This is a genomic window from Bacillus sp. TH22 (genome assembly GCF_016651015.1).
Taxonomy (GTDB): domain Bacteria; phylum Bacillota; class Bacilli; order Bacillales; family Bacillaceae_G; genus Bacillus_A; species Bacillus_A mycoides.
Genome location: NZ_JAEKER010000001.1, coordinates 275672 through 301746 on the forward strand (window position 1 = coordinate 275672; position 26075 = coordinate 301746).

Here is a 26075-nt window from a genome sequence, read left to right on the forward strand (position 1 = left end):
GGGAGGAAAAATGTACACGTATAAATTACAACATGAACAACCAATCTGTGTAGAAAAAATAAAGAAACTTTACGGTATTGTAGGCTGGTGGCCAGAAAGAAAAGAAGTCGATATTGAAAAAATGTTAAAGAATAGTATAGCTATTGGAGTATGGGAAGAAAACGAATTAATTGGATTTGCTAGAGTTGTTACTGACGGTGTTTTTCGGGCGTATATTGAAGATGTTGTCGTACATGAGAGTGTAAGAAATAAAGGTATTGGTGAGAAGATGCTTACAATGTTACTTCGAGAGATATCTCATATTGATATTGTAAGTCTATTTTGCGGCGAGAAACTAATAAAGTTTTATGGTGAACAGCAATTTAAAGCGACGAAGCAAATTGTGATGCAGCGTAATCAAATAGTGAAAGAATAAGAGGTGCCAATTAGAATGAATGCAACAAGATCGTATTGTTTATCGAAAAGAAAAGCGACAGAGGATTCTCCAGATGGCTGGAGTGCAACATGTATGAGGCTCAATAATAAAATATTTGCGATAGTGAACCATGAAGAAGGGGAAAAAGCTGCGATTACATTAAAATGTGATCCAGAACTCTCTTTACGAATAAGAGAAGATTACCCAGAAACAATAATTCCTGGATATCATATGAATAAAAAGCATTGGAATACAGTGTACATACATAAGGATGTGGGGCAAGAACAAATTAATAAAATGATAGATTGGTCGTATGATTTAGTATTACAATCATTTTCAAAGAAAAAGCAGCAAGAGTTATTGGATTAAATACAAAGTGAAGTCGACTATAAATAGCTAGTAAAATGATTATATTTTACTAGCTATTTGCAGTTTTACATTATATATTAGGGGATTTTGAAATGAATACGAAACGAAATAGATTACTATATGCGGTGTTTACTATAGTTGTTATTATTTTAGGTCTTAGTTCAAGAAAGTTTGCTTTTGCGTTACCAGATTTGTTAAATGGGTACTTAGGTGATGCTTTATGGGCATTAATGATTTTTATTGGATTTGGATTTTTGTTTCCTAAAATAGAAACGAGGAAATTAGCTTTTATTAGTTTGATATTTTGCTACGGGATTGAAATTAGTCAATTGTACCATGCGGAATGGATAGATAGCATTCGAGCAACGACTTTAGGTGGACTCGTATTAGGTTACGGATTTTTATGGAGTGATTTAGTGGCTTACACAATTGGTGTTGGAGTAGGAATGCTTGGTGAGTTTATGCTACGGAAGAAATAAAAGATGTAAAAAGGGGTATTTATGAAAAAAATAATATTAATAGGTTCTGGTGGTTCAGGAAAATCCACATTAGCAAGGCAGTTAGGTAATAAGCTAAATATTAAGGTGCATCATCTTGATACACTATTTTGGAAACCAAATTGGGAGGGTGTACCGAAAGAGGAGCAAAGAACGGTTCAAAATGAATTAGTTAAAGGGGAAAAGTGGATTATTGATGGGAATTATGGCGGGACAATGGACATAAGAATTAACGCAGCTGATACAATTATCTTCCTTGATATTCATAGAACAATATGTGTTTATCGTGCTTTTAAAAGAATTGTGCAATATCGTAATAAAACAAGACCGGATATGGGTGCTGGATGTGAAGAAAGATTTGACTTGCAATTTTTCAAATGGATATGGGAATATCCTAAGTCGAAAAGACCTGCAATTTTAAAAAGAATCGATCAATTCAATAAGGATAAAAGAATTATTATTTTAAAAACACCAAATGAGGTTCAACGATTCATAAAGGAAGTGCAGTAAGTATAAATTGGTGCATTAAAAACATTAAATTATGTTCCATTTTGAATGGAGGAATAATATTGAATGAAATAATTCGCTTGATTGATTCTTATATGGTAAAAATCCCGACGAGGGGAGATAGTTTTAAGAGACGATCGAATTAAAAGAGAATGGAAGGCCCAAATTAAGCCGTTTCTTCTTGCACAATATACTGTAACGATGGAATTATATTATACTGTTATAAATGAATCATCAAATTCTTTTCTAGGCAATCATAAACCCGTTGTTAATACTTCTTGGAATGATGTGATTATATTTTGTAATTTACTTTCAAAAAAAGCGGGATTAAAAGAATATTATTCTATTAGTGATGGCGGTCAAAAGGTTAGTTGTAATGTAGAGTCCAACGGCTACCGATTACCTTCTGAGGCAGAGTGGCAATATGCATGTAAAGCAGGGACTACTGGGTATACATATGGAGAACTTGATAAGATAGCTTGGTATAATAAAAACTCGGATGGGAAAATTCATGAGGTCGGTAAAAAAGAACCGAATGCATGGGGAGTATATGATATGTTAGGGAACGTTTGGGAATGGTGTTATGATTTGTATGATGAAAAGGTATATGGATCGTACCGAATTTTCCGAGGCGGTAGCTGGGCTGAAGAAGCGAGAGGGTGCGGTGCTACTTGTCGCCGTCGTAGTCATCCTACATTTCATATAGATGATCTCGGTTTTAGGCTTGCTAGGTCAATTTAGCAGGAAAATGATACATATAACTCCGTAAAGAGTATGGAAAGTATCCATATTCTTTACAACATAGAAATTTTTAAATTTAAGGAGTGTTTTGAATGGCACGTGTTTTATTCATTAACGCTGGATCAGAAGGACATATAAATCCAACATTACATGTTGTAGAAGAACTGATTTCTCGCGGTGAAGAGGTAGTTTATTTTTCAATAGAGGCTTTCAGGGAGCGTATTGAGAAGACAGGTGCTACTGTACGAACGATTGATGATCAAAAATTTATACAAGCATTTCTTTCCGGTGGTCGGAATTATTTACAGGAAAGAATAAATGGTCTTTTACATACAGCAGATGTTATTATACCGAGTGTTCTAGAACAAATTGAAGGAGAACATTTTGATTATATTATTCATGATTCGATGTTTGGCTGTGGTCGCTTAATTGCCCAAATTCTTAATCTTCCAGCCATAAATTCATGCACATCTTTTGCACAAGATGAAAAATCATTTAAACAAATGTTAGACCATCTTTCTAAAAATATCCCACTGGAAGTTCAGGATAGAATACATAATGATTTTGAAAACTTAACTAATGGAATTACAGAAAAATATGGTGTTAATATAAACTCACCGTATGAAGTTTTCTGTAATCCAGCTTCACTTACTATTGTGTATACAATTAAGGAGTTCCAACCTTTTGGGGATACATTTAATGAAACATTCAAATTTGTGGGTCCATCTATCTCTACACAAGTGAAAAATGAAGGTTTTGATTACACTTCAATTGAAGAAAAAAGCCTGATTTACATTTCATTAGGTACTGTTTTTAATGAAGCGCTTGATTTTTATAAACTTTGTATGAAGGCGTTCGAGAATAGTAAGCATACAATTGTTATGTCTATTGGCAACAAAACGGAAATAAGTGATTTAGGTAATATCCCTAAAAACTTCATTGTGAAAAACTATGTACCACAAACTGAACTTCTCAAATATACGAAACTATTTATTACACACGGCGGTATGAACAGTACGCATGAAGGGATATATAACGGTGTTCCACTCGTTGTAATTCCGCAAAGTGCAGATCAGCCAGTAATCGCAAAGCAAGTGGAGAGTCTCGGGGCAGGAGTTAAATTGCAAATGCAAGGATTAACTGCGGATCAACTAAGTGAAAGTGTAGAAATAGTATTAAATAATCCGTCATGTAAAGAAGCTGCTTTGAATTTGAAGGAGTCTCTCCGAAAATCAGGTGGGTATAAGCAAGCAGTTGATGAAATTTTTAAATTTACAGGCTGTTATTAAAACTATACATGTGAAAGAGTGTCTATATTAAATGATATAGACACTTTTATGTTATATGAAGCGAGGAATTGATGAAATGGAAAGAATGAAAATACTAGATGTAAATTTTTCTGACATGACAGCTACACCATTTTTTCAAGTGGAGGCGAAAAATAGAATTAGATTCGATATAGAATTATTTGAGGGTAATTTGAGAGGGTTAAGAGGGATTTTGACTGAACTTTTTAAAAGTCCTGATACAATTGATGTTTCATTTATTTCCGGTTACATAACATATGGTAAAAGTAAGAGAATAAATGAGAAAACAAAAATTGGAAGGTTCATGAAGATTAAGAATTGGGCAGAAACGAAAGTAGACGTTGATGATCTTGAAAGTACAATCATATTTACTACGATTAAAGGTGTACATGAAGATGAAGTATATAAGTATTGCAAGTATGTCGTTAATGGTGGTCAGCAAGCGTATATTTCTTTTTATAACGATACTTATTTATTGTATATAAGTACAGACGTAATTGATATTATTTCACCAGATACAAGTTTAATAGAAAAGTTAAAACTTCAATACAGTGAAGAATATGATAAGTTTTATGAAACTATATTGACGGATTCGGAAATGTTTACAAGTGATAAGTAATTTCAAAGTATTGATAGAAAGATATATGGAAAATGGAGATGGCACGTTGTTTTAAAATAATGTGATCTCACATTGCCATGCGTTTTAAGTTAACGATGAAGAGTTTCAAGACGACTTGGTACAATTCATCCATATATATACCTAAAATTTTTCATTACAAGTACTACAATTTCTATTGCTCACTTTTACTTTATAAATTTAGGATGTAGTTTTACGTGTTAGTAGTAATTTCACTGTTTCTGCACAACTTCTGCACACATTTAAGTGATTTCTATGTCATGATATATTCAGTAAGTGAAATATTTCACAAGAAATGAAATGTTTCTTTACGATGGTGTATGCATATTTACGCATACACGAAATAAGATTGACTCTTGTTATTCTTTTACATCAAAGCCCACATTACACTACGAAGTATAACAAGAAGGGGACAGGAACATGAATAATCGATTTTTAAAACAACTACAAAACTTGAAAATGAACAAAAAAAGTATTGGAGCTGTTGCATTAACAGCTGGAATTATCGGAACGACACTTATTCCTCAAAATGCATACGCGCACGGCTTTGTTGAAAAGCCTGGTAGCCGTTCTGCTTTATGTAGTCCAACTTATGGTGCTCTAAATGTAAACTGCGGAAGTGTTATGTATGAACCACAAAGTTTAGAAGCTCCAAAAGGATTCCCACAAATTGGCCCAGTTGATGGGCAAATCGCTTCTGCAGGTGGAAAATTTGGCGGTATTTTAGATCAACAAGCAGCAAATCGTTGGTTTAAAAATACAATCACAGGTGGGGAAAATACATTTACTTGGAAGTATACAGCGCCTCACTTAACAAGCAAATGGCATTACTATATTACAAAAAAAGGATGGAATCCAAATAAAGCACTAACAAGAGCGGACTTTGAGCCAATTGGCACTGTACAACATGATGGTTCTGCAGCTTCAAATAATTTAACTCACAAAATCAATGTACCTACTGACCGTAGTGGATATCATGTAATTTTAGCAGTATGGGATGTAGCTGATACAGTAAATGCATTCTATAATGTAATTGATGTTAACCTCATCAACAATGTGAAACCAGACACAGAAGCTCCAAGTATTCCAAATGGACTTCAGGCGCAAAAAGTAACAGCAAATAGTATAGAACTAACATGGAACACTTCTACGGATAATGTAGGGGTGAAAGGATATCAAGTTTTCCATAACGGAGAGATGATTGACACTGTACTAGGCACTCATTTTATTAATAAACAATTAAAACCAAGTACAGAATACACTTATACTGTAAAAGCAATTGACACAGCTGGCAATGTATCGAAAGAAAGTACAGCGCTTACAGTGAAAACAACAGTTGAGGCTCCTGATACAGAAGCACCAACACAACCAAAAGGATTACATAGCATGGGAACAACAGCGTCAAGTGTGAATCTAATGTGGAGTCCATCTGATGATAACGTTGGTGTAGACTATTACGATATTTATAGAGAAATAGAAGGAACAATGAAAAAAATTGCAACATCCAATACGACTTCTTATATGGATAAAAATTTACTCGCTAATACTACTTATAAATATGCAGTGAAAGCAGTGGATGTAGTTGGAAATGAATCCGTACAAAGTGATACGTTCACAATTACTACAAAAACTGAAAGCGCTTCATATGAAGCGTGGGATGCAAAGAAAGCATATAAAAAGGGAGATAAAGTTTTACACGAGGGAAAAGTGTATGAAGCAGTCCAGAATTATGAAGGACATGGGGATCCAAACTGGATTTTTGCTTTATCCTTATGGAAAACAGTGTAAGCTTTACCTCAAAATGAAATGAAAGATGATGGGCTTTGATGCAAAAAAAGGAAGTTTGAGAGTTAACTTTTCTGCTTATAAAAAAGACGACGTATTCAGCGTCGTCTTTTTGTATTAATCTAGAATATTCATCAAAGAGACTTTCAAACGAATAAGCTACAGAAAGGTTACTATACGAATACATAATGTAGAATCATATAGTAACCTTTCTATTATGATAACACTTTCGTCATAAGAATATGTGGAATTCCATCTTCCATAAATACGTCGGAAGAAGTTTGATAGCCTAATTTTTCATAAAACCCTTCAGCTTGTGTTTGACCGTGTAGTTTAACTTTGTTTGCTTCTTTGTTACGAGCAATCTCTTCTAACTTTTGAATGATTACTTTGCCTAATCCGTATTTGCGATAGTCTTTTAAAATACAAATTCTTTCTAGTTTACCCATTCCGTCAACGAATCGTATACGGCCAGTTCCTACAGGAAGTTCATTATAATAAACTAATATATGTTTGCATGCCTCGTCAATTTGGTCATATGTATCGAATTCATCCTCAAGAGGTACACCTTGTTCTTTTACGAATACTTCTTTTCGAATGTAAAAGGCAGTTTCTAAATCAGTAAGTTCTGTTATGAGTTTGGATTGCAAATTGTTCAGCCCTTTCTAGTGTGATATGAATGTGTTGTCATAGTATATCATAATGTAATGCTATAAAAGAAAAAACTGACTTGCAAAAGTCAGCCTTTAAAATGCTTAATATTCTTTTATACCGTTTTTTGTTCCGATGATCGCTTTGCTCGTCATATTGATAAATAATCCTGTTTCAACTACACCGGTAATCATCTTTAACTCTGTATGTGTATCATTTGGATTCAATATTTTGTTTGGAAAAATACAATCAATAATTAAATTGCCGTTATCAGTTATAAATGGTCCGCCATCTTTCATACGTAAACGCGTTTCGCATCCTAAAGATTGAATTCTCTTTTCAGTTTGCTTCCAAGAGAAGGGGATGATTTCAATAGGAAGTGGAAAGGTACCTAAATGTGAAACGAGTTTGGATTCATCTGCAATAATAATAAGTTCTTTAGAGGAGGTGGCAACAATCTTTTCGCGAAGTAATGCACCACCACCACCTTTTATTAATTGTAAATCATTATTGATTTCATCTGCTCCATCAATTGTGAGATCAAGTATATCAATTTCATTTAAAGAGATTAGCGGAATAGATAATTGTTTTGCTAATACTTCAGTTTCTTTTGATGTCGGTACAGCTTGAATAGATAACCCTTCTTGTACACGGTGACCTAACTTTTGTATCGTCCAATATACGGTTGAACCCGTACCAAGTCCAATCGTCATACCATCTCTTACAAAGCCAGCAGCATATTCACCGGCTAGCTGTTTTAAATTCATCATTTTACTCCGCCGGACGTGCTCCAGCATCTAAACCGGAACTTTCAACTGTAAGTATTGGGCGAACAGTAATATCTTTATGTACACGCATTTGGCACGATAATCGTAAGTGGTCTTCAATTCCTTTTTCCGTAATAGCTTGTTTTTCATCATTTGTAGCCTCACAAAAATCACCTGCAATGACTTCAACTCTACAAGTTGTACATCTTGCTTTGCCACCGCAACGATGAAGAATGTGTACACCGTTATCTTCAAGTGCTAATACTAATTTCGTTCCTTCTTTAATATCGAAAGTTCCGGTACCTTCCACTGTTAATTTTGGCAAATTGATTCCTCCTCATGTAAAATGCTATATAACATATTTATGACCCGTATTCATGAACATAAACATAAAATTAATTATAAGCCCCGTAACTTTTTTCTTTGTTCAATCGTTTAATAAGTAAGCGCTGAAAAGGAGTGGTTATTTTGTGCACAAAAGTAACTCAGGTTTTAAAGGATCATATCGATATGAATCATTCAAATATAAATTTTTTAATTGAACATTATGCAGAGGTAAAAAGATACTGTACGTTTTTGACGAAAAACAAATGGGATGGGGAAGACCTTGCCCAAGAAGCAATTTGCAAAGTTCTTCAAAAGTATAGTGAGAAGGAAATTTGTATAACGCTTCTGTATAAAATTGCTCGAAATCAATGGTTAGATCAAATAAAATCAAAATCCGTTCAAGAAAAGTTAGAACAGCAAAATACATTTGAAGAACCACATGGGAAAATTGCAGATTTGCATGAAATGGTAGGGAAAGTATTGTCTTCGTTAAATGTGCAACAATCCGTAATTTTATTATTGAAGGATGTTTTTCAGTATAGTATCGCGGATATTGCTAAAGTGTGTTCGGTATCAGAAGGTGCAGTGAAAGCATCGTTATTTAGGAGTAGAAATAGGCTGAAAACTGTAAATGAAGAAGGCATTGAAATAGTGGAGTACACGGATGATGTTGAAATCGTTATAACTTCTATTCGAGAAGAAAGACCTGAATTGTTGACGAAACTTCTCCCAACAATAGATTTCACTAAGTTACCATCAATACAACCAGTGTTATTCTTCAGTATGAAACAATCTTCTTCTTACAGTTGTATGCTTAATGCGGCATAAAACAGATGGAGGGATTTATAATGAGTGTAATTCCTTACGTAATAGAACAAACGAAATTAGGAGAACGCTCCTATGATATATATTCAAGATTATTAAAAGACCGAATTATTATGATTGGTTCAGAAATTAACGATCAAGTTGCAAGCAGTGTAGTAGCACAATTATTATTTTTAGAAGCGGAAGATGCAGAAAAAGATATATTCCTTTATATCAATAGTCCTGGCGGCTCAACTACAGCAGGATTTGCAATATTAGATACGATGAACCTTATTAAGCCAGATGTGCAAACGCTTTGCATGGGCTTTGCAGCATCATTTGGTGCACTTTTACTATTAGGTGGCGCAAAGGGAAAAAGATTTGCGCTCCCTAATAGTGAAATCATGATTCATCAACCGCTCGGCGGTGTAAAAGGGCAAGCAACGGAGATTGAAATTACAGCAAAAAGAATATTAAAGTTAAAACATGATATTAACAAAATCATATCTGATCGAACAGGGCAACCAGTAGAAAAGGTAGCTCATGATACAGAAAGAGATTATTTTATGACGGCAGTAGAAGCGAAGGAATATGGAATTGTTGATGCAGTTATTGAGAAAAAATAACATAAAACAGGCTAGAGAATATGATAAATTCCCTAGCCTGTTTTTGTCATTCTTTATTCTTTTATCCATTCATCAACTAAAGCTTGATTCTCTTTAATCCATTTTCGCGCGGCTTCTTCTGGATCTTTCGTTTTATTTAACATGACCATTAAAGTACCTAGTTGTTCATCGTTCATTTTCCATTTGTCAAAGTATTTCACAATATCAGGATGATCTTTTTCGAAACCTTTACGAACGGAGTAATAAATGTCATCTTTTTCACCATATACTTTCTTAGGGTCTTTTAAATATTTTAAGTCAAACTCTGAAAAGCCCCAATGAGGATTCCAAAGCGTAACAGCGATTGGTTTCTTTTTCGTATATGCCTTCTTTAGTTCGCTCATCATCGCAGCTTCTGAAGATTGGACAAGTTTTAGTTTTATATCATATTCCTTCATTGCTTTATTCGTTAAATTCATTAGGCTACTACCAGGTTCAATCCCAACAATTTTATTATCTAGCTCATCTTTATGTGCATTTAAATCTTCAATACTGTTAACGTTTTTCACATAAGAAGGGACGACTAAACCAAGCCCAGTACCTTCATACCATTTTGATTTTAAGACGAAGTCATCTTTGTAACGGGCATTTAATGGTTTATCTGTAACAGGAAGCCATACTTCTAGATTCGCATCAACATCACCACGTGCGACGCCAGTCCATATCGCAGCTTTTTCTAAATACATGAGTTCAACTTTATAGCCTTTTTCTTCTAATAAAACTTTCCACATATTTGCGGTTGCGATATTTTCTTTCCAACTTGTTACACCAAGTTTAATTTTTCCTTTCGAATTTGCATTTGTTGCATTACAAGAAGTGAAAATCATACTAATAAATAGTAACAGACTTATAATCCATATTTTTTTTCGCATTCAAAACCTCCTGTGAAGCTTTTGCTTTTTATAAATTAATCTATAAGTGAACCTTCTTATTATGAACGGAAACAAGAATTTTTAAAGAAATCTTATATATGTCATTTTTATGTAATATTTCTCTGTAAAATCGCAACACTATGTAAATAGATGGGTAGAAAAGGAGTAGTGACATGGATAATACAAAGGTACGTGTTGAAAATGTAACAAAAGTCTTTGGGAAACATCCGCAACGAGCGCTTACCTTATTAAAAGAAGGAAAAAGCAAATCGGAAATTTTAAAGGAGACAGGAATGAACGTTGGTGTGAAAAAGGCAACGTTTGAAGTATACACTGGAGAAATTTTCGTTATTATGGGTTTGTCTGGTAGTGGGAAATCAACGCTAGTTCGAATGCTAAATCAATTAATCAAACCGACAGCCGGGCATATATACATAGATGGTGAAGACATCGCAACGATGGGAAAAGAAGAATTGCGAAGAGTAAGAAGGACGAAAATGAGTATGGTTTTTCAGAAGTTTGCTTTATTTCCACATCGTACGGTAATACAAAACGTTGCGTACGGGTTAGAAATTCAAGGAGTTCCAGTAGAGGAACGAGAAAATAAGGCGTTAGAATCGCTACAGTTAGTAGGACTCGATCATCATAAAGATAATTACCCTAGTCAACTTAGTGGTGGTATGCAGCAGCGTGTTGGAATTGCAAGGGCACTAACGAATAATCCAGATGTATTACTAATGGACGAGTCATTTAGTGCATTAGATCCACTAATTCGAAAAGAAATGCAAGATGAATTGTTAGAGTTACAAGATAAAATGGAAAAAACAATTATTTTTATTACACATGATTTAGATGAAGCTCTTCGAATTGGTGATCGTATCGCATTAATGAAAGATGGAGAAATTGTCCAAATTGGAACACCGGAAGAAATTATGATGAGCCCTGCAAATGAATTTGTAGAGAAATTCGTTGCGGATGTGAATTTAGGAAAAGTAATTACGGCAGAATCTATTTTAAAAAGACCAGAAACGTTATTAATCGATCGTGGGCCGCGTGTAGCTCTGCAAATTATGAGAAATGCAGGTGTTTCTACGGTATATGTTGTAAACAAAAAGTATGAATTTCTAGGTATATTAACTGCGGATGATGCAAGTAAAGCAGTACAAAAACAGTGGCCGATTGCTGATTTATTACTTAACGATATTCCGCACGTTTATTTAGATACTTTACTTGAAGAAACGTATGCAAAAATGGCGGAGATGAAATATCCGTTACCCGTAATTGATGAGAAGAAAAGGTTAAGAGGAATTATTAAACGTGAAAGTGTCATTCAAGCTCTTGCAGGTAACATTGAGGAAGAGGTGAAAGACGATGAATAATATTCCGCGCATTCCATTAGGCGAATGGGTTGATTCATTTGTTGCAAGTTTATATGAGCACTTTGAAGGCTTGTTCCGAGGATTCTCCTATATTATCGGTGGATTTGTTGATTTACTCACTAATTTTTTAACAATAATACCAGCCATAGTGATGATTATCATCTTATGTTTCCTCATTTGGTACACAACGAGGAAATTATCTTTAGTCATTTTTACGCTCATCGGATTATTATTTATTTTAAATATTAACTACTGGGCACAAACGATGCAAACATTAGCGCTCGTACTTACGTCAGTTATTATTTCAATTATTATCGGAATTCCCATTGGCATTTTAGCATCTCAAAATGAACGTTTCTCAAAATTTTTAAAGCCGACATTAGATTTTATGCAAACAATGCCGGCATTCGTCTATCTCATTCCCGCGATAACATTTTTTGGAGTAGGCGTCGTACCAGGCATTATTGCTTCCGTTATTTTTGCTATGCCACCGACAATCAGATTTACAGACTTAGGAATTAGACAAGTTCCAGAAGATTTAATTGAAGCTGCGAATGCATTTGGCTCTACCGCATCACAAAAATTATTTAAAGTACAATTACCGCTCGCAACCGGAACGATCATGGCTGGCGTGAATCAAAGTATTATGCTTTCGTTATCAATGGTTGTAACAGCTTCACTTGTAGGAGCGCCAGGACTTGGCGTCGATGTATATCGCTCTGTAACACAAGTAAATATCGGAATGGGATTTGAAGCTGGACTAGCTATCGTCGTGATTGCGATTATATTAGACCGAATTACGCAAGGGTTTTATACAAAAAGAAAATAATTCAAAAAACACACTTTATACTACAAAGTGTGTTTTTTGAATTCGAATTACATCCGAACAATAACAGAACCTCCAGCTGGTGCACAAACTTGGTTTTGCTGTTGCTCCATTGATTTTATTAATTGATTATTTTCTTCGATTAATGAGATTAATTTAGCTAATTGGCTTTCAAGGCTTGCGATGCGCTGCATCATGTATTGCGAATCATAATGCAGTGTATTCCTTACTGGATGGGGGGAGTAAGCATATTGTTGATTTATATTTGGATTCCAATAAGGATACATTTGAATCGTTCCTCCTTCAATAAATTACTGATCTTTCTTATAGTAAATGCCTATGTATATGTAATGGTGACTTGAAAATTCTTTCAAACGAAGAGGATTATGTAGGGGGAATGGAAAAGTAATAAAGTACATTTTTTGGAAATTTTCAAGCGGAATAGTAAATATATTAAGAGACAGCAACGTTCATGTAAATAGATATTATATAGGGAGAAATGATGAGAGGAGATGCAATTTTGTCTAAACATAAAAAAAGAAATGATGCAATGACAATTGGTGTCGCTATAGGTGTTGTAATCGGCGTAGTTCCTGGTGTATTTACTGATAATATAGCAATCGGAATAGCGATTGGGATTGCAGTTGGAATGGGGATTACGCTTTTGAAGAAATAATGAGTAGTTGTAAATTATTTTAATATGAAAATTCTCATTTTAAGAGATTGAATTTTCGGAATATAAAACCTATTTTTCCTTTTTTTATGATATTATATATGGAAAGGATGGTGATGGATATGCCAATAAACAATCAAGCAGAACAAAACTGCTTCATTTGTGAAAAACATAAAGGGAACATTACAGTTCCAGGTGGAGCTATTTACGAAGATGAACTCATTTACGTTGGACATGTCCATTGGGATGCAGAAGAAACATATCTTGGTTATGTAATGATTGATATAAAGAGACATGTACCTGGTCTCGCTGAATTAACTGAGGATGAGGCAAAGGCATTCGGACTGATAACAAGTAGAGTAAGTAAAGCGCTTAAAGAAAGCGAAGGAGCAGAACATATTTACACCTTTGTTTCAGGGAATGGTGTACCACATTTGCATATGCACATTATTCCGCGTTATCCAAATACACCAAAAGAGTTTTGGTCACCGACTGAAGTAGCAAATTGGACTGGTGCACCCTATGGAGATTCAGAGAAAATAAAAAAACTATGCGAAAGAATACGAAAGTATATGGTGAATGAGTATGCATACAACAAATAATACACAATATTCATGGATTGGAAGTAGAGAAATGTGTTTAGAAGAAGTTTCAGTCAAGCAATATGGTGATATCGTACTTGGTAGATACGGCGGGAGTATAAGTGCCGGAGCAAAAAAGAATGAAGACGGTGCATTAGTTTGGTCGAATGGTGATTGGGAATTCACCGTTATATTAGACGGACATAATAGTGCAGAAAGCGTTGATTTAGTAGTAAATACAATCCAAAAAGAATATGAAAATATAAAGGCGATTATGAAAGAATCAATTAAAACAGTATTTCGATCTGTTGAAAATTATATACTTACGATATTTCAATCCCGCTCATTTAAAGAAAAGTGCGAAAGGGTAAAAGGTGAAACTGCTTGCTTAATATGCGTAAGAAAAGAAAATTACATATGGTGGCTTTCCATAGGTGATTGCTTAGTTTATGTATTTCATGATGAATTACATAAATTAGGACAATATACATTGAATCAACGCCACTTTTACGAATGGATTGGAAATGTAAACACATTTGATTTACCCGTTCCTTGCTATTCTTCAGGAATTCGTGAACTACGTACTGGAAAGAATCGAATTGTAATGGTGACAGATGGGGTATTAGAATGCGGGGAACGCCGTTATGAAACGCCATTAAACCTATACAGTGATATGAATAGAAATGATATAGAGCTTAAAGAAAATGTTCACAATATTTTAGAACACGTTCATCATCAATTAGGACGAGATAGTGCGACCATTATTAGTTGGGACCTAGAAAACAAAACAAATGCTACGTATCCGAGTGATCAGCCGGAGAAAGTCCAAACGATTAAGTAAAGGAGGATACCTCTCTGTTTCATGTGAAAGTCATTGTATTAGTTTTATGGATCTTATTCTTAGTTGTTTTAGAAAATATAGTGAGAAAAAAGCTGAATATACCGAAACAAAAAGGATGGAATAATAAATATGTGAACAAGTCTCATAAATGGGGAAACAGAATTATTATTTTTTCTTATATAGTGGTTATTATTATATGTTCTTCTCTTTCACCCCCCCTATACATGGGCTTTCTACCTTTTCTGTTTTTAATTACGTTATATAGTTTTGATGCATATATGGAATGGAAATATGACAGGGAATCGAGGGAGTTCTTGATGTCCTTAGGTGGGGCTGTATCGTTAATGATAACAGGGCTGATTCTATATTTTCTTATTTAATACGTATTAATTACAGCCCTATAGCAATGTCATATAATGAGTAATTATTGGATTGGTCGCATATATATTTATGATTTCGATACTAGTATATTTTGTTCCACCTGCTGCATAATAAAATAATTATTTATGTTACAAATAATAGGATAACTAATTAATAAGAAACCATTTACCGCTAAATGGTTTCTTATTATGTATATGAAATTCGGTCTTCTTAATTTAATCATTTATTTTGGCTAATATGGATTTAACGAAACTTGTCTTATCTTCTGCATACTTATGTTTATCATTAGGATTAGCTTTTGAAAGTTGAATCTTTAACTGTTCATACTGCATACGAGAAGTTTTATTGTCTATTAAGTAATCTCTGAATTTTAATTGTTCTATTAAATATGGATTCCCTTGTTCATACATATGAATTTGATGAGTTCTTGGCTCACCTTTATTGAAATAATACCTTTCGGGTAATACATTTTTTCTATATTTATAATTTAATTGTTCTAGGTTTGTAATACATTTTAGACCACTTTTGAAATCTCTTAATTCAATCGCAATATCAATAATAGGTTTTGCGCTTAAATGCGGGATGGAAGTACTTCCAATATGGTGTATCGCTAAAATATATGTTCCAATTTGTTCCTCAATTAATTGTTTTTCTTTTGAAAACTCAAATTCCCACTCTTCGGACCACGGAACTAAAAACACTTTACCATAGGGTAAACCTAGCATTTAATTAGCGCCCCTTACATATTTTTCCAATAAAGTCACTTACATTTTCTTAAAGCTCCTCAATACAAGAAACTCCCACAATCTCCAAGGAAGAACCTTCTTCGCAAAGATCATAAATTTTATACCTTTCCCAATTGGGTATCGTAATGTAGTACGCCTTGCTTCAGCAATTTCTACGATTTTATTTGCAACATCCATCGGATTACCAAGTGTATCGTTGCCATTGTTTATGTGCTTTTGTATTTTATCCATATATTCTTTGTAAGGAGAGGTTGTATCAGATTGGTTTTCAGCTAATTGTTTACCAACTTCCCATATGTTCGTGTTATAAGAACCTGGTTCAAGTAAGGCAACGTCTATTCCGAAAGGTTTTACTTCTAAGCGAAGGGATTCACTCCAGCCTTCTAATGCATATTTTGAAGAAACGTAAGGGGATAAACCAGGGAATCCGACTTGGCCACTAATGCTGCTAATATTAATGATTTTTCCGCTTTTCTGTTCTCTCATATATGGTAAGGCAAGCTGAGTGATTGATATAGCTCCAAAAAGGTTCGTTTCAAATTGTTTACGGTATTCCTCTACTGGAATTTCTTCTACAAAGCCCCCAGTTGCATATCCTGCATTATTAATGAGAAGGTCTACTCTGTTTATTTCTTTTAAAAATAATTGGAAGTTATGTATAGAACCTTGATCTGTTACATCTAATTGTTGAACTTTTATATTTTGTTGTAAGTGGAGTTTAGTAGCTTGAGATATTAAGTCTACTTGTTTTTCAAGATTTCGCATTGTAGCAATGACAAAATAGTCTTTTTTTGCAAGTTCAAGTGTCGTTAAAAGTCCGAATCCACTTGATGCCCCTGTAATAATCGCGATTTTTGTATTCATTGTTCGCTCGCTTTCTTTTTCTTTTATCATAACGAGTTATAAAGAGAAAATCTATTTATTGTATAAAGATATTTGATATAATTGAAAATAATTATCAATTAAATTTTGATTTTTACATAAAAGGAGTGTGGGTTTCATGGAGACTAACGGTTTTCATGATATTTTTCATAAATATTTTTATGGTTTACAAGTTGTAGAGGAAAGACATATGAATGTTCCAAAAACAATAGGTATGGGTGAAATACGAAGATGGACTTCGTTTTCAGGAATGGAAATTGTGTTATCAAATTATCAATTTCATAATAACCATCGCATCCAGTTTGCATCTGATGCAGCAATGGTGGAGCTTAATTTTTGTTTACAAGGGTTCGGAGGAGTGCAAGTTGGTCATTCCTCGTATGAATTAATGACTGGAAATAGTTATTTATATTTTATGAATGATTTTGATGTAGTATTTGAATATGAAAAAGAAACACCTCTATATTCATTAGCGATTGGGATTCCTGTACAATTGTTTAATCATTTTATGCTGAATAATGCTATTGAAAAAAGTCTTGATTTTCATTCTATATTAGGAAATCAATCTTTTAAAAAGTTTCAAAATCCAATTGATTATATAACATCTAATCTTATTAAAAGAATGATAGAGCATCCCCAAAAGGATCGTATTAGTCAACTAGAATTAGAAAGTAAAGCGCTCGAATTGCTTTCTATACATTTTGGGAGAGTGTTGCTTAATGATTGTGACGCAAATAAAAGGAGTCAATTATCAAAAAAAGATTTGAATAAAATAAAACAGGCTGAAGAAATTTTACTTCAACGAATGGAATCACCCCCATCATTATTAGAATTAGCTAAAATAGTAGAGTTAAATGATTATAAATTAAAAATTGGGTTTAAAGAATTATTTGGGATGTCCACATTTGCATATTTACGAGAAAAGCGTATGGAACATGCGATAGAGTTACTGCGTTCGGGAAATAGTAATGTGACCGAAACGGCATTTGCAGTTGGATACAATAATGTCAGTCATTTTTCAGAGTTATTTCGTAAAAAGTATGGAATGAATCCATCAGAATTTTTACGTATTTATTAACGTAAAACAGGAATAATCCGCTATACCGTAAACTCCTCCGTCATTTGGTAGTTGTTAATTAAAATGGTCATTATAATTACAAACAACATCCAATTGGAAATAACTTTTTATGGAGGAATTTAAATGAAAGAACGGAATGAAAGTCATTTTTGGATATTTGTATTAACAGGAATGTTTCTTATTATAACAACGACGGGTTTTGCACGTATGGCATATGGAATTATATTGCCGTTTATGCAAGAAGGACTCCATTTATCTACAGCTCAAGCAGGTATGTTAGGAACCATACTCTTTTTAGGGTATTTATTAACAGTCGGAACATCTGGAATACTTACTATCCGTTTTGGAGCAAAATCAGTTTTATTAATAGGGAGTTGGCTCGTCGTTATAAGTTTAATAGGATTAGCATTTGTCTCCTCATTTTGGATAGCCTCTATTTGTATGTTATGTGCTGGAGCTGGTAGTGCCCTTGTATATACACCACTCATGTCAATAACAGTAGGATGGTTTCCAGAAAAAAGAGGAACTGCAATGGGGCTATTATTAAGCGGTGCTGGCATAGGCATGCTATTTAGTGGAATAATTGTTCCTTATATAGTACGTACATTTCCAGAGTATAGTTGGCGTGGTTCATGGCTTTTGTTTGGCGTTATGACATGTATTGTTGTATTCGTTTCCTCAATTGTTTTGAAAAATCCAGAAGTTACTGAAGATGAGGGGGAAAGGAATAATAAGTCGTTTTTATGGAAAACGAAAGAGTTATACATCATTGCATGGATGTATTTTATTGTGGGCGTTGTTTATTTAATTCCAAATTTATATCAAACTAGTTTTATGATTAATAATGGTATTTCGGCATCAATTTCGGGAACTGTTTATGCGATTGCAGGAATGTTTTCAATCGTAGGAGCTCCTGTCTGGGGATTGATTTCGGATCGGATTGGTATAAAGAAGACGTTATGTATTGCACTTTTATTAGCTGTAATAGGTGATATGATTCCAATTATATTTGGACATATCATTGGCTTTATAATGTCGGCAATTATTTGGGGTTCCAGCCTCGGAGGTATCCTTTTATTAATTCAAGTTGCTGCTTCAAAGCAAGTATCTCCGAAATATGTCTCAATGGCAATTAGTTTTATATCCGTTTTCTATGCAGTTGGTCAAATGATTGGACCGGGACTTGCAGGATGGATTATCGGGGAAAGTGGATATACAACAGCTTATGGATTAGGTGCTTTCGGTTTCTTTATGTGCATATGTTTGGGATTAATTCTAAAAAGAGGGGATCTGGCAAATTCAGCGTATATAGAGAAGTGAGTATTGTCTTGAAATGAATCTTTTTAACGGGGGGAAGCAAAGTGTTCCATGTTAAAGACGTATTAGCAGATCAGTTATTAGCAAATGCGAATGATCCCAGTTGGTATATTCCATTTTCAGATGCAGTTAAGGATTTATCTGAGAGAGAAGCTTTCTGGAAACCGAATGAAGAGTGTAATAGTATAGCTGAAATTGTACAACATTTACTGTATTGGAATACGACGTGGCAAACTAGGTACAAAGAATCAAATGTTAATGCTGTGCCCGCTATAGGTGATAATAACAAAAGTTTTATGCTATCAGATAATCAAACATTTGAAGAGTTAAGAGAAAAACTATTAGAGAAACTGTTACAATGGCAAAGTCTCATAAATGAAGACAAGGTTGAAAGTGATGTAATTGGATTTCCTGTATCTGCGAAGTGGTGGGAAGTATTAGCTAATGTAACGACTCATAACGCGTATCACATTGGTCAAATTATTTACATTCGGAAATTACAGAAGAGTTTTGATAATGAATAAGATAATAATTCTCAAATTAGGTGAACAAAAGTGGACAAAACGAGACAGATGTCTCATTTTGTCCACTTTTTTATTATGAAAGAAAAGAGAAAACCTATTAAATCAGGGATTAGAATTTGGCACAGTACTTGCAATATAAAAGATGAACAAGAAAATAGGAGGGCTGGACATGTTAAAAACAACTGAAAGTAAAGGGAATGAAATTACGAAAGAACAAGCTCGTTGGATGTATGAAAAAATGTTAGAGATTCGTAAGTTTGAAGACAAGGTGCATGAATTGTTCGCGCAAGGCGTTCTGCCAGGTTTCGTTCATTTATACGCTGGTGAAGAATCAGTAGCAGTTGGTGTATGTGCCCACTTAACAGATAGTGACAGTATTACAAGTACGCATAGAGGTCACGGCCATTGTATCGCAAAAGGTTGTGATTTAAATGGCATGATGGCCGAACTTTTTGGGAAAGCGACAGGGTTATGTAAAGGTAAAGGTGGTTCAATGCATATTGCCGATTTAGATAAAGGAATGCTTGGTGCAAATGGGATTGTAGGCGGAGGTTTTCCACTTGCTTGCGGTTCAGCATTAACAGCTAAATATAAAGGAACGAAAGATGTAAGTGTTTGCTTCTTCGGTGACGGAGCAAATAATGAAGGAACATTCCATGAAGGGGTTAATTTAGCAGCGATTTGGAAGTTACCAGTTATTTTTATCGCAGAAAATAACGGTTACGGTGAAGCAACAACATTTGAATATGCGTCAAGTTGTGATTCCATTGCAGATCGAGCGAAAGCTTACAATATTCCAGGTGTTCAAGTAGATGGAAAAGATTTACTTGCAGTGTATAAAGCGGCGGAAGAAGCAGTAGAACGTGCGCGCAATGGCGGTGGTCCAACAATAATTGAATGTATGACATATCGTAATTACGGTCATTTCGAAGGTGAAGCGCAAACGTATAAAACTTCAGAAGAAAAAGAAGAACATTTAAATGAAAAAGATGCGATTGTGAATTTCCGTAAGCATTTAATTTATGAAGCTTTATTAACAGAATCTGAACTTGTGGATATGGAAAAGGCAGTAGATGAAGCAGTGCAACAATCAATTGAATTTAGTGAAAATAGTCCATATCCGGAAGATGAAGAATTATTAAAAGATGTATACGTTTCTTACAAATAAGAGGAGGGTGAAAAATAATGACTAGAACAGTAAGTATGTCAACGGCAATTAATGAAGCGATGAAAATATCAATGCGTCGTGATGAAAATGTAATTTTAATCGGAGAAGATGTTGCAGGCGGTGCACAAGTGGATCACTTGCAAGATGATGAAGCATGGGGCGGTGTACTCGGTGTTACGAAAGGACTTGTACAAGAATTTGGCCGAAATCGTATTTTAGATACTCCAATTTCAGAAGCGGGTTATATGGGAGCGGCGATGGCAGCTGCGGCAACAGGTTTACGTCCGATAGCTGAATTAATGTTTAATGATTTTATCGGAAGTTGTCTTGATCAAATATTAAACCAAGGTGCAAAGTTCCGCTATATGTTCGGTGGTAAAGCGAAAGTGCCAGTTACAGTACGTACGATGCACGGTGCTGGATTTAGCGCAGCGGCACAGCATTCACAAAGTTTATATGCGTTATTTACGAGCATTCCAGGTATAAAAGTTGTCGTTCCTTCCACTCCTTATGACGCAAAAGGCTTATTATTAGCGGCAATTGAAGATGACGACCCAGTAATCTTCTTTGAAGATAAAACACTTTACAATATGAAAGGCGAAGTACCAGAAGGGTACTATACAATTCCTTTAGGAAAAGCAGATATTAAACGTGAAGGTTCTGATGTAACAATCGTTGCAATTGGAAAACAAGTTCATACAGCACTTGCAGCTGCTGAGCAATTAGCGAAAAAAGGACTCGAAGTAGAAATAATTGATCCGCGTTCTTTATCACCACTTGATGAAGATACGATTTTAGCATCTGTTGAAAAAACAAATCGTCTTATCATAATTGACGAAGCAAATCCAAGATGTAGTATTGCAACTGATATTGCTGCGATTGTAGCGGATAAAGGATTCGATTTGTTAGATGCACCTATTAAACGAATTACAGCACCACATACACCAGTTCCGTTTTCGCCACCACTTGAAAAGTTATATTTACCAACGCCGGAGAAAGTAATTGAAACTGTATCAGAAATGATCGGAGACCAATCTTTATTACATGTGTAATGAAACGATGAGAAGGGAGAGAGAAACATGGCCGTAGAAGTTGTAATGCCGAAGTTAGGTATGGCGATGAAAGAAGGTATTATTACGAGCTGGAATATTAAAGCAGGTGATAATGTAGAAAAAGGTGAACTAATTGCTAGTATTAACTCGGAAAAAATCGAAACTGAAATAGAAGCACCAGCTGACGGAACTGTTCTTGATATAGCTGTAAGTGAAGATGAGGGAGTGCCGCCGGGTACTGTAATTTGCTACATCGGTAAACCAAACGAAAAAGTAGAAGTTCATGAAAACATACATGTTGTAGAAGAAAAAGCATCTAATCCAGAACCTAAAAAGGTACAACATCCAGAACCATATGCGATAGATGTGACGAAGCAAAGAATTAAAATATCTCCAGTTGCAAAGAAAATTGCAAAAACTGAAAATCTCGATATTAGATCATTAATTGGTACAGGACCTGGCGGAAGAATTACAAAGGTAGATGTATTAAAGGCGCTTGAAGAAAGAGTAGCAATTCCAGAAGTACTTGAACAAGAAGAAAGTAAAGAAATTCCTGTTACTGGTATGCGTAAAGAGATCGCAACTCGCATGCATGCAAGCTTACAAAATAGTGCGCAATTAACATTAACGATGAAAGTAGATGTTACAGATTTAGTTGCTTTACATAAAAATATGGCTGAATTTGTGCAAAAACGCTATGAAAATAAATTAACAATTACAGATTTCATCGCACGCGCTGTTGTATTAGCACTTCGTGAGCATAAAGAAATGAACAGCGCGTATATAAATGATGCCATTCATCAATTTGAACATGTTCATTTAGGTATGGCGGTCGCGTTAGAAAAAGGATTAGTCGTTCCAGCTATTCGCTTTGCTAATAATCTATCTTTAGTAGAGTTATCTAAAGAGATTAAAAATGTGGCACAAAAGGCACGAGCAGGCAGTTTAAGTAGTGATGATATGCAAGGGACAACATTTACAATTAGTAATTTAGGTAGCTTCGGTATTGAATATTTTACGCCAGTATTAAATACACCTGAAACTGGTATTTTAGGTGTAGGTGCAATTGAACATGTTCCTGTATATAAAGGGAAAAAATTAAGAAAAGGAAGTATGTTACCTTTAAGTTTAACATTCGATCATCGTGTACTAGACGGTGCACCAGCAGCTGCATTTTTACGCACAATTAAACGTTATTTAGAAGAACCTGTAACAATTCTTTTATAAAGAGAAGGTGAGAAAATGAGTAATTTAGTTGTTATTGGGGGCGGACCTGCTGGTTATGTAGCGGCAATTACCGCGGCTCAAAATGGAAAAGATGTCACTCTTATTGATGAAGCTGATCTTGGCGGGACTTGTTTAAATGTCGGTTGTATGCCTACGAAATCATTGTTAGAAAGTGCGGAAGTATACGATATTGTTAATCATGCGAATCGTTTTGGAGTATTAGTAGATAAGCAGAATATATCAATTGATTGGAAACAAATACAGACGAGAAAATTACAAATTGTTACGCAACTCGTACAAGGTATACAATATTTAATGAAGAAAAATAAAATAAAAGTTATACAAGGTAAAGCGAAATTTGAAACGGATCACCGTGTGCGAGTTACACATGGTGATAAAGAAGATGTAGTAGTTGGAGACCAGTTTATTATAGCGGCAGGATCAGAATCAACTGAATTACCTTTTGCTCCATTTGATGGGAAGTGGATTTTAAATAGTAGTCATGCAATGTCCCTAGAAAATATACCAAAATCATTATTAATCGTTGGTGGTGGTGTAATAGGTTGCGAGTTTGCAAGTATTTATAGTCGTCTTGGAACAAAAGTTACGATTGTTGAAATGGCACCGCAATTATTACCTGGTGAAGATGAAGATATCGCAAATATTTTAAGAGAGAAACTAGAAAAAGGTGACGTGAAAATATTTACAGGAGCTGCTTTAAAAGGATTAAATAATTATAAGAAGCAGGCTTCATTTGAATATGAAGGAAGTATCCAAGAAGCCAATCCGGAATTTGTTCTCGTTTCTGTCGGTCGAAAACCACGTGTACAAGAATTAGATTTAGAAAAAGCAGGCATTGAATTTTCAAATAAAGGAATTTCTGTGAATGAACATATGCAAACAAACAGATCACATATTTACGCAGCGGGTGATGTGATTGGTGGAATACAGCTTGCTCACGTTGCCTTCCATGAAGGAACGACAGCGGCATTACACGCGAGCGGAGAAGATGTAAAAGTAAACTATCATGCTGTACCTCGCTGTATTTATACAGCTCCAGAAATTGCTAGTGTCGGTTTAACAGAAAAAGGAGCAAGAGAGCAATACGGTGACATCCTCATCGGAGAATTCGCATTTACAGCGAACGGAAAAGCGCTTATTATTGGAGAACAAACGGGGAAAGTAAAAGTTATTGTGGAACCTAAATATCAAGAAATTGTAGGGATTTCTATTATCGGTGCTCGTGCAACCGAACTAATCGGACAAGGAACGGTGATGATTCATACAGAAGTAACCGCTGATATAATGAGAGATTATATTGCAGCACATCCAACTTTATCTGAAGCAATCCATGAAGCATTATTGCAGGCGGTAGGACATGCTGTACATGCTTGAAGGTAAAAAGACCAGTCTAATAGGACTGGTCTTTTTAGTAAATAATATTTAAGTAGCAATATGTATAAAAAGATACTAGAAAAATCACTATACTCTCATGTTTTTTTAATCGATGAGAGTATAGTGATTTTGAAACTTCTTCACTTATTTAATTGAAATGCGCTGTTACTATTTAATTTCAATAGCTGAAGTTATATCGTTCCAATCTGCAGCTAAATTAGCAGTTTGACCATACCAATCAGAGTGTCTAAAGGAGACACCTTTTCCATATCCTTGAGTTGAAGAATGTTCCCATAGCGTTGTTGAATAACTTGCAGAAGGTGAAGCTGTACTTACAGAAGAAATTCTGTCGTTCCAGCTAGAAGATAGGTTTTTAAAGCCACTGCTCCAATAAATATACTGTCCACCTTTATTTTGATGCTCATAAAAATCGGTACTACCAGCACCACTACCTAAAGGGTTAATTTGATTTTTAAGTGCCTTTTTATCCTTTTCAATAAAAGCATTCAATGTTTCTCTGCTAGTAAAGCCATAAGCTAACCAATCTCCATTTTCATTTTGCTTAGGTAGTACCATAGTAATTTGGATGTCTTTTTTTGATTGATTGCTTAATTTTGTGAATGAATTAACATTCTTTTCATCAACTTTTAAATAATCAAATGATTTAATTGTATTATCTTTTTCTGCAGCACTTACTACTCCTAATCCTCCAGTTAATGCAAAACCTGCTACTAATGTCCCTGCTACTAATTTCTTCAACATATAACCATCCCTTTTTGTTTAGATTTTTGTACAGGTAAAACTTGTACATGTAAAATGTATTCTAATTTCGCATTTTTGTAAATATTCTGAAGTTTTAGAAATAATAGGCGGAATATTTACAGTTTTGCATTTATTCTTTAGAAAAAATAGTTATTGGAATGATATAATAAATAGATATATTGCTTTTGTTGGATGTTAAAATGTTTTAGGAGGAAAGCCATTGAAATATTTCAATAAAGATTGGTATAAAGAAATGCAAGTATCTGGATTTTTAATTTTCTCAGAAACATTAGAAGAATGGGAAGAGATTTTGCGAGAGAGCGAAAAGGTAGGAATGGATTATAAGAAAAGTTTGAGAGAAGACGTGGAAGAAAAGAAAGAAGATTTATTAAAGTTTCTACCTAAGTCACTACATCCATACATTTATGACAATACAATTAAGTCAGAATACCCATCAGAAAAGTTAAAGAAATTTATGCTTGATTGGACAGAAGATTATGAGAAAAGAATGAATGATTTAGAACAAGCTTATATAGATAATTATAATGCTATAAAAGAAAAGCTCGCGCAGAATGTCGTTCAACTACATGAATACTCACTACATGACAGTGTAGTCAAATCAGTAGAGAGAAGATCAAAAGATACGCTAATTATTACTTTAGATTGCAGTGGTACTTTCAGTGAATTTGACAAACTGGAAGTAACTTTTACAGGCGTAACGAAATGTTCTATTCCGGAAAATTTTGAAGGTGCTTGGTGGTTATGTCATGAAATAGATCTTACTAATGAAGGTTTCGAATTGGGTGTTTTATTTGATGGCCCATTTGAAGAAGTGACGATTTGTGCAAAAGATATATTGCTTGAGAAAGGTAACTAGTAAACTTTATAACTTTACAAAC

Annotated in this window: 31 protein-coding genes and 1 pseudogene; 24 read left to right on the forward strand and 8 right to left on the reverse strand. The window is 34.5% G+C overall.

Translation table 11 applies throughout. The features are described 5' to 3' along the window. Positions 1–10 precede the first annotated feature (10 nt). The 8 genes and pseudogenes from JFU18_RS01520 to JFU18_RS01555 all read left to right on the forward strand — a co-directional run bounded on the left by JFU18_RS01520 (position 11) and on the right by JFU18_RS01555 (position 6261). A complete protein-coding gene (locus JFU18_RS01520) occupies positions 11–415 on the forward strand; it encodes a GNAT family N-acetyltransferase (RefSeq protein ID WP_137059767.1) in 405 nt (134 codons plus the stop codon). A gap of 15 nt (positions 416–430) precedes the next feature. Beyond that, positions 431–784, forward strand: coding sequence for an MmcQ/YjbR family DNA-binding protein (locus JFU18_RS01525; protein ID WP_085311530.1), 354 nt, complete (start codon positions 431–433; stop codon positions 782–784). 92 nt (positions 785–876) lie between these two features. After that, complete coding sequence (locus JFU18_RS01530; protein ID WP_002032651.1) at positions 877–1263, forward strand: ribosomal maturation YjgA family protein; 387 nt, start codon at positions 877–879, stop codon at positions 1261–1263. A 21-nt stretch (positions 1264–1284) separates the two neighbouring features. Beyond that, on the forward strand, positions 1285–1791 hold the full coding sequence (locus tag JFU18_RS01535) for a DNA topology modulation protein (RefSeq protein WP_201031184.1): 507 nt from the start codon (positions 1285–1287) through the stop codon (positions 1789–1791). A 59-nt stretch (positions 1792–1850) separates the two neighbouring features. Further along, a pseudogene (locus JFU18_RS01540) lies at positions 1851–2529 on the forward strand (formylglycine-generating enzyme family protein). 92 nt (positions 2530–2621) lie between these two features. After that, positions 2622–3818 carry a macrolide family glycosyltransferase gene (locus JFU18_RS01545; protein WP_201031183.1) on the forward strand — a complete coding sequence of 399 codons (1197 nt, stop codon included), beginning with the start codon at positions 2622–2624 and terminating at the stop codon, positions 3816–3818. A gap of 76 nt (positions 3819–3894) precedes the next feature. Further along, on the forward strand, positions 3895–4455 hold the full coding sequence (locus JFU18_RS01550) for a phosphatase (protein ID WP_201031182.1): 561 nt from the start codon (positions 3895–3897) through the stop codon (positions 4453–4455). 438 nt (positions 4456–4893) lie between these two features. Continuing rightward, on the forward strand, positions 4894–6261 hold the full coding sequence (locus JFU18_RS01555) for a lytic polysaccharide monooxygenase (RefSeq protein WP_201033912.1): 1368 nt from the start codon (positions 4894–4896) through the stop codon (positions 6259–6261). A gap of 212 nt (positions 6262–6473) precedes the next feature. Here the strand turns inward: JFU18_RS01555 and JFU18_RS01560 are convergent, their stop codons facing one another. The 3 genes from JFU18_RS01560 to JFU18_RS01570 form a co-directional block, all read right to left on the reverse strand. Next, positions 6474–6908, reverse strand: a complete 435-nt coding sequence (locus tag JFU18_RS01560; protein WP_002085113.1) for a GNAT family N-acetyltransferase — start codon at positions 6906–6908, stop codon at positions 6474–6476. A 105-nt stretch (positions 6909–7013) separates the two neighbouring features. After that, complete coding sequence (rpiA, locus tag JFU18_RS01565; protein ID WP_002085117.1) at positions 7014–7676, reverse strand: ribose 5-phosphate isomerase A; 663 nt, start codon at positions 7674–7676, stop codon at positions 7014–7016. A 4-nt stretch (positions 7677–7680) separates the two neighbouring features. Continuing rightward, positions 7681–8001 carry a 2Fe-2S iron-sulfur cluster-binding protein gene (locus tag JFU18_RS01570; protein ID WP_201031180.1) on the reverse strand — a complete coding sequence of 107 codons (321 nt, stop codon included), beginning with the start codon at positions 7999–8001 and terminating at the stop codon, positions 7681–7683. A 143-nt stretch (positions 8002–8144) separates the two neighbouring features. On the opposite strand from JFU18_RS01570, the gene JFU18_RS01575 reads away from it, so the two are divergent. Both JFU18_RS01575 and clpP read left to right on the forward strand, forming a co-directional pair. Continuing rightward, on the forward strand, positions 8145–8831 hold the full coding sequence (locus JFU18_RS01575) for an RNA polymerase subunit sigma-70 (protein ID WP_085311521.1): 687 nt from the start codon (positions 8145–8147) through the stop codon (positions 8829–8831). A 20-nt stretch (positions 8832–8851) separates the two neighbouring features. Continuing rightward, complete coding sequence (gene clpP / locus JFU18_RS01580) at positions 8852–9433, forward strand: ATP-dependent Clp endopeptidase proteolytic subunit ClpP (protein WP_201050203.1); 582 nt, start codon at positions 8852–8854, stop codon at positions 9431–9433. A gap of 53 nt (positions 9434–9486) precedes the next feature. Here the strand turns inward: clpP and JFU18_RS01585 are convergent, their stop codons facing one another. Then, positions 9487–10344: a glycine betaine ABC transporter substrate-binding protein gene (locus JFU18_RS01585; protein WP_085311519.1), complete on the reverse strand. Its 858-nt coding sequence runs from the start codon at positions 10342–10344 to the stop codon at positions 9487–9489. Between the two features lie 173 nt (positions 10345–10517). Between JFU18_RS01585 and JFU18_RS01590 the strand changes: the two genes are divergently transcribed. Further along, a complete protein-coding gene (locus tag JFU18_RS01590) occupies positions 10518–11723 on the forward strand; it encodes a quaternary amine ABC transporter ATP-binding protein (RefSeq protein WP_000370622.1) in 1206 nt (401 codons plus the stop codon). Further along, a complete protein-coding gene (locus JFU18_RS01595) occupies positions 11716–12552 on the forward strand; it encodes an ABC transporter permease (protein WP_002127727.1) in 837 nt (278 codons plus the stop codon). Before JFU18_RS01590 ends, JFU18_RS01595 begins: the two co-directional genes overlap by 8 nt. 47 nt (positions 12553–12599) lie before the next feature. Here JFU18_RS01595 and JFU18_RS01600 read toward each other — a convergent pair whose 3' ends face one another. After that, on the reverse strand, positions 12600–12836 hold the full coding sequence (locus JFU18_RS01600; protein ID WP_085311517.1) for a hypothetical protein: 237 nt from the start codon (positions 12834–12836) through the stop codon (positions 12600–12602). Between the two features lie 215 nt (positions 12837–13051). Between JFU18_RS01600 and JFU18_RS01605 the strand changes: the two genes are divergently transcribed. From JFU18_RS01605 to JFU18_RS01620, 4 genes are all read left to right on the forward strand, one after another. Further along, positions 13052–13225, forward strand: coding sequence for a glycine zipper domain-containing protein (locus JFU18_RS01605; RefSeq protein WP_002136708.1), 174 nt, complete (start codon positions 13052–13054; stop codon positions 13223–13225). A gap of 107 nt (positions 13226–13332) precedes the next feature. Then, positions 13333–13824, forward strand: a complete 492-nt coding sequence (locus tag JFU18_RS01610) for an HIT family protein (protein WP_080220990.1) — start codon at positions 13333–13335, stop codon at positions 13822–13824. After that, entirely contained in the window at positions 13808–14644 is an 837-nt protein-coding gene (locus tag JFU18_RS01615) for a PP2C family serine/threonine-protein phosphatase (protein WP_201031179.1), read from the forward strand. The genes JFU18_RS01610 and JFU18_RS01615 overlap by 17 nt, the downstream gene beginning before the upstream one ends. Before the next feature lie 23 nt (positions 14645–14667). Then, entirely contained in the window at positions 14668–15024 is a 357-nt protein-coding gene (locus JFU18_RS01620) for a DUF4181 domain-containing protein (RefSeq protein WP_201050205.1), read from the forward strand. Between the two features lie 216 nt (positions 15025–15240). Here JFU18_RS01620 and JFU18_RS01625 read toward each other — a convergent pair whose 3' ends face one another. Both JFU18_RS01625 and JFU18_RS01630 read right to left on the reverse strand, forming a co-directional pair. Beyond that, positions 15241–15750, reverse strand: a complete 510-nt coding sequence (locus tag JFU18_RS01625; protein WP_201033910.1) for a GrpB family protein — start codon at positions 15748–15750, stop codon at positions 15241–15243. A gap of 39 nt (positions 15751–15789) precedes the next feature. Then, complete coding sequence (locus JFU18_RS01630) at positions 15790–16635, reverse strand: oxidoreductase (protein WP_207192104.1); 846 nt, start codon at positions 16633–16635, stop codon at positions 15790–15792. Between the two features lie 136 nt (positions 16636–16771). Between JFU18_RS01630 and JFU18_RS01635 the strand changes: the two genes are divergently transcribed. The 7 genes from JFU18_RS01635 (at position 16772) to lpdA (ending at position 24414) form a co-directional block, all read left to right on the forward strand. Next, on the forward strand, positions 16772–17731 hold the full coding sequence (locus JFU18_RS01635; protein ID WP_201033908.1) for a helix-turn-helix domain-containing protein: 960 nt from the start codon (positions 16772–16774) through the stop codon (positions 17729–17731). 123 nt (positions 17732–17854) lie between these two features. Then, on the forward strand, positions 17855–19051 hold the full coding sequence (locus tag JFU18_RS01640) for an MFS transporter (protein ID WP_201031174.1): 1197 nt from the start codon (positions 17855–17857) through the stop codon (positions 19049–19051). Positions 19052–19092: 41 nt separating this feature from the next. Beyond that, on the forward strand, positions 19093–19572 hold the full coding sequence (locus JFU18_RS01645) for a DinB family protein (RefSeq protein ID WP_002085139.1): 480 nt from the start codon (positions 19093–19095) through the stop codon (positions 19570–19572). 169 nt (positions 19573–19741) lie between these two features. Further along, positions 19742–20740, forward strand: a complete 999-nt coding sequence (gene acoA / locus JFU18_RS01650; protein WP_201031173.1) for an acetoin:2,6-dichlorophenolindophenol oxidoreductase subunit alpha — start codon at positions 19742–19744, stop codon at positions 20738–20740. A gap of 17 nt (positions 20741–20757) precedes the next feature. After that, the gene (gene acoB / locus JFU18_RS01655; protein WP_201031172.1) at positions 20758–21792 is read left to right on the forward strand and encodes an acetoin:2,6-dichlorophenolindophenol oxidoreductase subunit beta; all 1035 of its coding nucleotides are present in this window, start codon (positions 20758–20760) and stop codon (positions 21790–21792) included. 27 nt (positions 21793–21819) lie between these two features. Continuing rightward, positions 21820–23019 (forward strand): dihydrolipoamide acetyltransferase family protein, encoded by a 1200-nt coding sequence (locus JFU18_RS01660; protein ID WP_201050206.1) that lies wholly within the window; start codon positions 21820–21822, stop codon positions 23017–23019. A gap of 15 nt (positions 23020–23034) precedes the next feature. After that, positions 23035–24414: a dihydrolipoyl dehydrogenase gene (gene lpdA / locus JFU18_RS01665; RefSeq protein ID WP_201031170.1), complete on the forward strand. Its 1380-nt coding sequence runs from the start codon at positions 23035–23037 to the stop codon at positions 24412–24414. A 168-nt stretch (positions 24415–24582) separates the two neighbouring features. On the opposite strand, the gene JFU18_RS01670 is transcribed toward lpdA, so the two are convergent. Then, on the reverse strand, positions 24583–25176 hold the full coding sequence (locus tag JFU18_RS01670; protein WP_201050207.1) for a hypothetical protein: 594 nt from the start codon (positions 25174–25176) through the stop codon (positions 24583–24585). A 220-nt stretch (positions 25177–25396) separates the two neighbouring features. On the opposite strand from JFU18_RS01670, the gene JFU18_RS01675 reads away from it, so the two are divergent. Continuing rightward, positions 25397–26053, forward strand: a complete 657-nt coding sequence (locus JFU18_RS01675; RefSeq protein WP_201031169.1) for a DUF4085 family protein — start codon at positions 25397–25399, stop codon at positions 26051–26053. Positions 26054–26075 lie beyond the last annotated feature (22 nt).

Excerpts from the sequence above, each read along its gene's own strand:
- JFU18_RS01610 (WP_080220990.1), top strand. The coding sequence starts at position 13,333 with ATGGTGATGGATATGCCAATAAACAATCAAGCAGAACAAAACTGCTTC.
- JFU18_RS01555 (WP_201033912.1), top strand. The coding sequence starts at position 4,894 with ATGAATAATCGATTTTTAAAACAACTACAAAACTTGAAAATGAACAAA.
- JFU18_RS01635 (WP_201033908.1), top strand. The coding sequence starts at position 16,772 with ATGGAGACTAACGGTTTTCATGATATTTTTCATAAATATTTTTATGGT.
- JFU18_RS01670 (WP_201050207.1), bottom strand. The coding sequence starts at position 25,176 with ATGTTGAAGAAATTAGTAGCAGGGACATTAGTAGCAGGTTTTGCATTA.
- acoB (WP_201031172.1), top strand. The coding sequence starts at position 20,758 with ATGACTAGAACAGTAAGTATGTCAACGGCAATTAATGAAGCGATGAAA.
- JFU18_RS01615 (WP_201031179.1), top strand. The coding sequence starts at position 13,808 with ATGCATACAACAAATAATACACAATATTCATGGATTGGAAGTAGAGAA.
- JFU18_RS01550 (WP_201031182.1), top strand. The coding sequence starts at position 3,895 with ATGGAAAGAATGAAAATACTAGATGTAAATTTTTCTGACATGACAGCT.
- JFU18_RS01535 (WP_201031184.1), top strand. The coding sequence starts at position 1,285 with ATGAAAAAAATAATATTAATAGGTTCTGGTGGTTCAGGAAAATCCACA.
- JFU18_RS01530 (WP_002032651.1), top strand. The coding sequence starts at position 877 with ATGAATACGAAACGAAATAGATTACTATATGCGGTGTTTACTATAGTT.
- JFU18_RS01625 (WP_201033910.1), bottom strand. The coding sequence starts at position 15,750 with ATGCTAGGTTTACCCTATGGTAAAGTGTTTTTAGTTCCGTGGTCCGAA.
- JFU18_RS01600 (WP_085311517.1), bottom strand. The coding sequence starts at position 12,836 with ATGTATCCTTATTGGAATCCAAATATAAATCAACAATATGCTTACTCC.
- JFU18_RS01640 (WP_201031174.1), top strand. The coding sequence starts at position 17,855 with ATGAAAGAACGGAATGAAAGTCATTTTTGGATATTTGTATTAACAGGA.
- JFU18_RS01595 (WP_002127727.1), top strand. The coding sequence starts at position 11,716 with ATGAATAATATTCCGCGCATTCCATTAGGCGAATGGGTTGATTCATTT.
- JFU18_RS01630 (WP_207192104.1), bottom strand. The coding sequence starts at position 16,635 with ATGAATACAAAAATCGCGATTATTACAGGGGCATCAAGTGGATTCGGA.
- JFU18_RS01605 (WP_002136708.1), top strand. The coding sequence starts at position 13,052 with ATGAGAGGAGATGCAATTTTGTCTAAACATAAAAAAAGAAATGATGCA.
- lpdA (WP_201031170.1), top strand. The coding sequence starts at position 23,035 with ATGAGTAATTTAGTTGTTATTGGGGGCGGACCTGCTGGTTATGTAGCG.
- JFU18_RS01520 (WP_137059767.1), top strand. The coding sequence starts at position 11 with ATGTACACGTATAAATTACAACATGAACAACCAATCTGTGTAGAAAAA.
- JFU18_RS01545 (WP_201031183.1), top strand. The coding sequence starts at position 2,622 with ATGGCACGTGTTTTATTCATTAACGCTGGATCAGAAGGACATATAAAT.
- acoA (WP_201031173.1), top strand. The coding sequence starts at position 19,742 with ATGTTAAAAACAACTGAAAGTAAAGGGAATGAAATTACGAAAGAACAA.
- JFU18_RS01525 (WP_085311530.1), top strand. The coding sequence starts at position 431 with ATGAATGCAACAAGATCGTATTGTTTATCGAAAAGAAAAGCGACAGAG.
- clpP (WP_201050203.1), top strand. The coding sequence starts at position 8,852 with ATGAGTGTAATTCCTTACGTAATAGAACAAACGAAATTAGGAGAACGC.
- JFU18_RS01585 (WP_085311519.1), bottom strand. The coding sequence starts at position 10,344 with ATGCGAAAAAAAATATGGATTATAAGTCTGTTACTATTTATTAGTATG.
- JFU18_RS01660 (WP_201050206.1), top strand. The coding sequence starts at position 21,820 with ATGGCCGTAGAAGTTGTAATGCCGAAGTTAGGTATGGCGATGAAAGAA.
- JFU18_RS01590 (WP_000370622.1), top strand. The coding sequence starts at position 10,518 with ATGGATAATACAAAGGTACGTGTTGAAAATGTAACAAAAGTCTTTGGG.
- rpiA (WP_002085117.1), bottom strand. The coding sequence starts at position 7,676 with ATGAATTTAAAACAGCTAGCCGGTGAATATGCTGCTGGCTTTGTAAGA.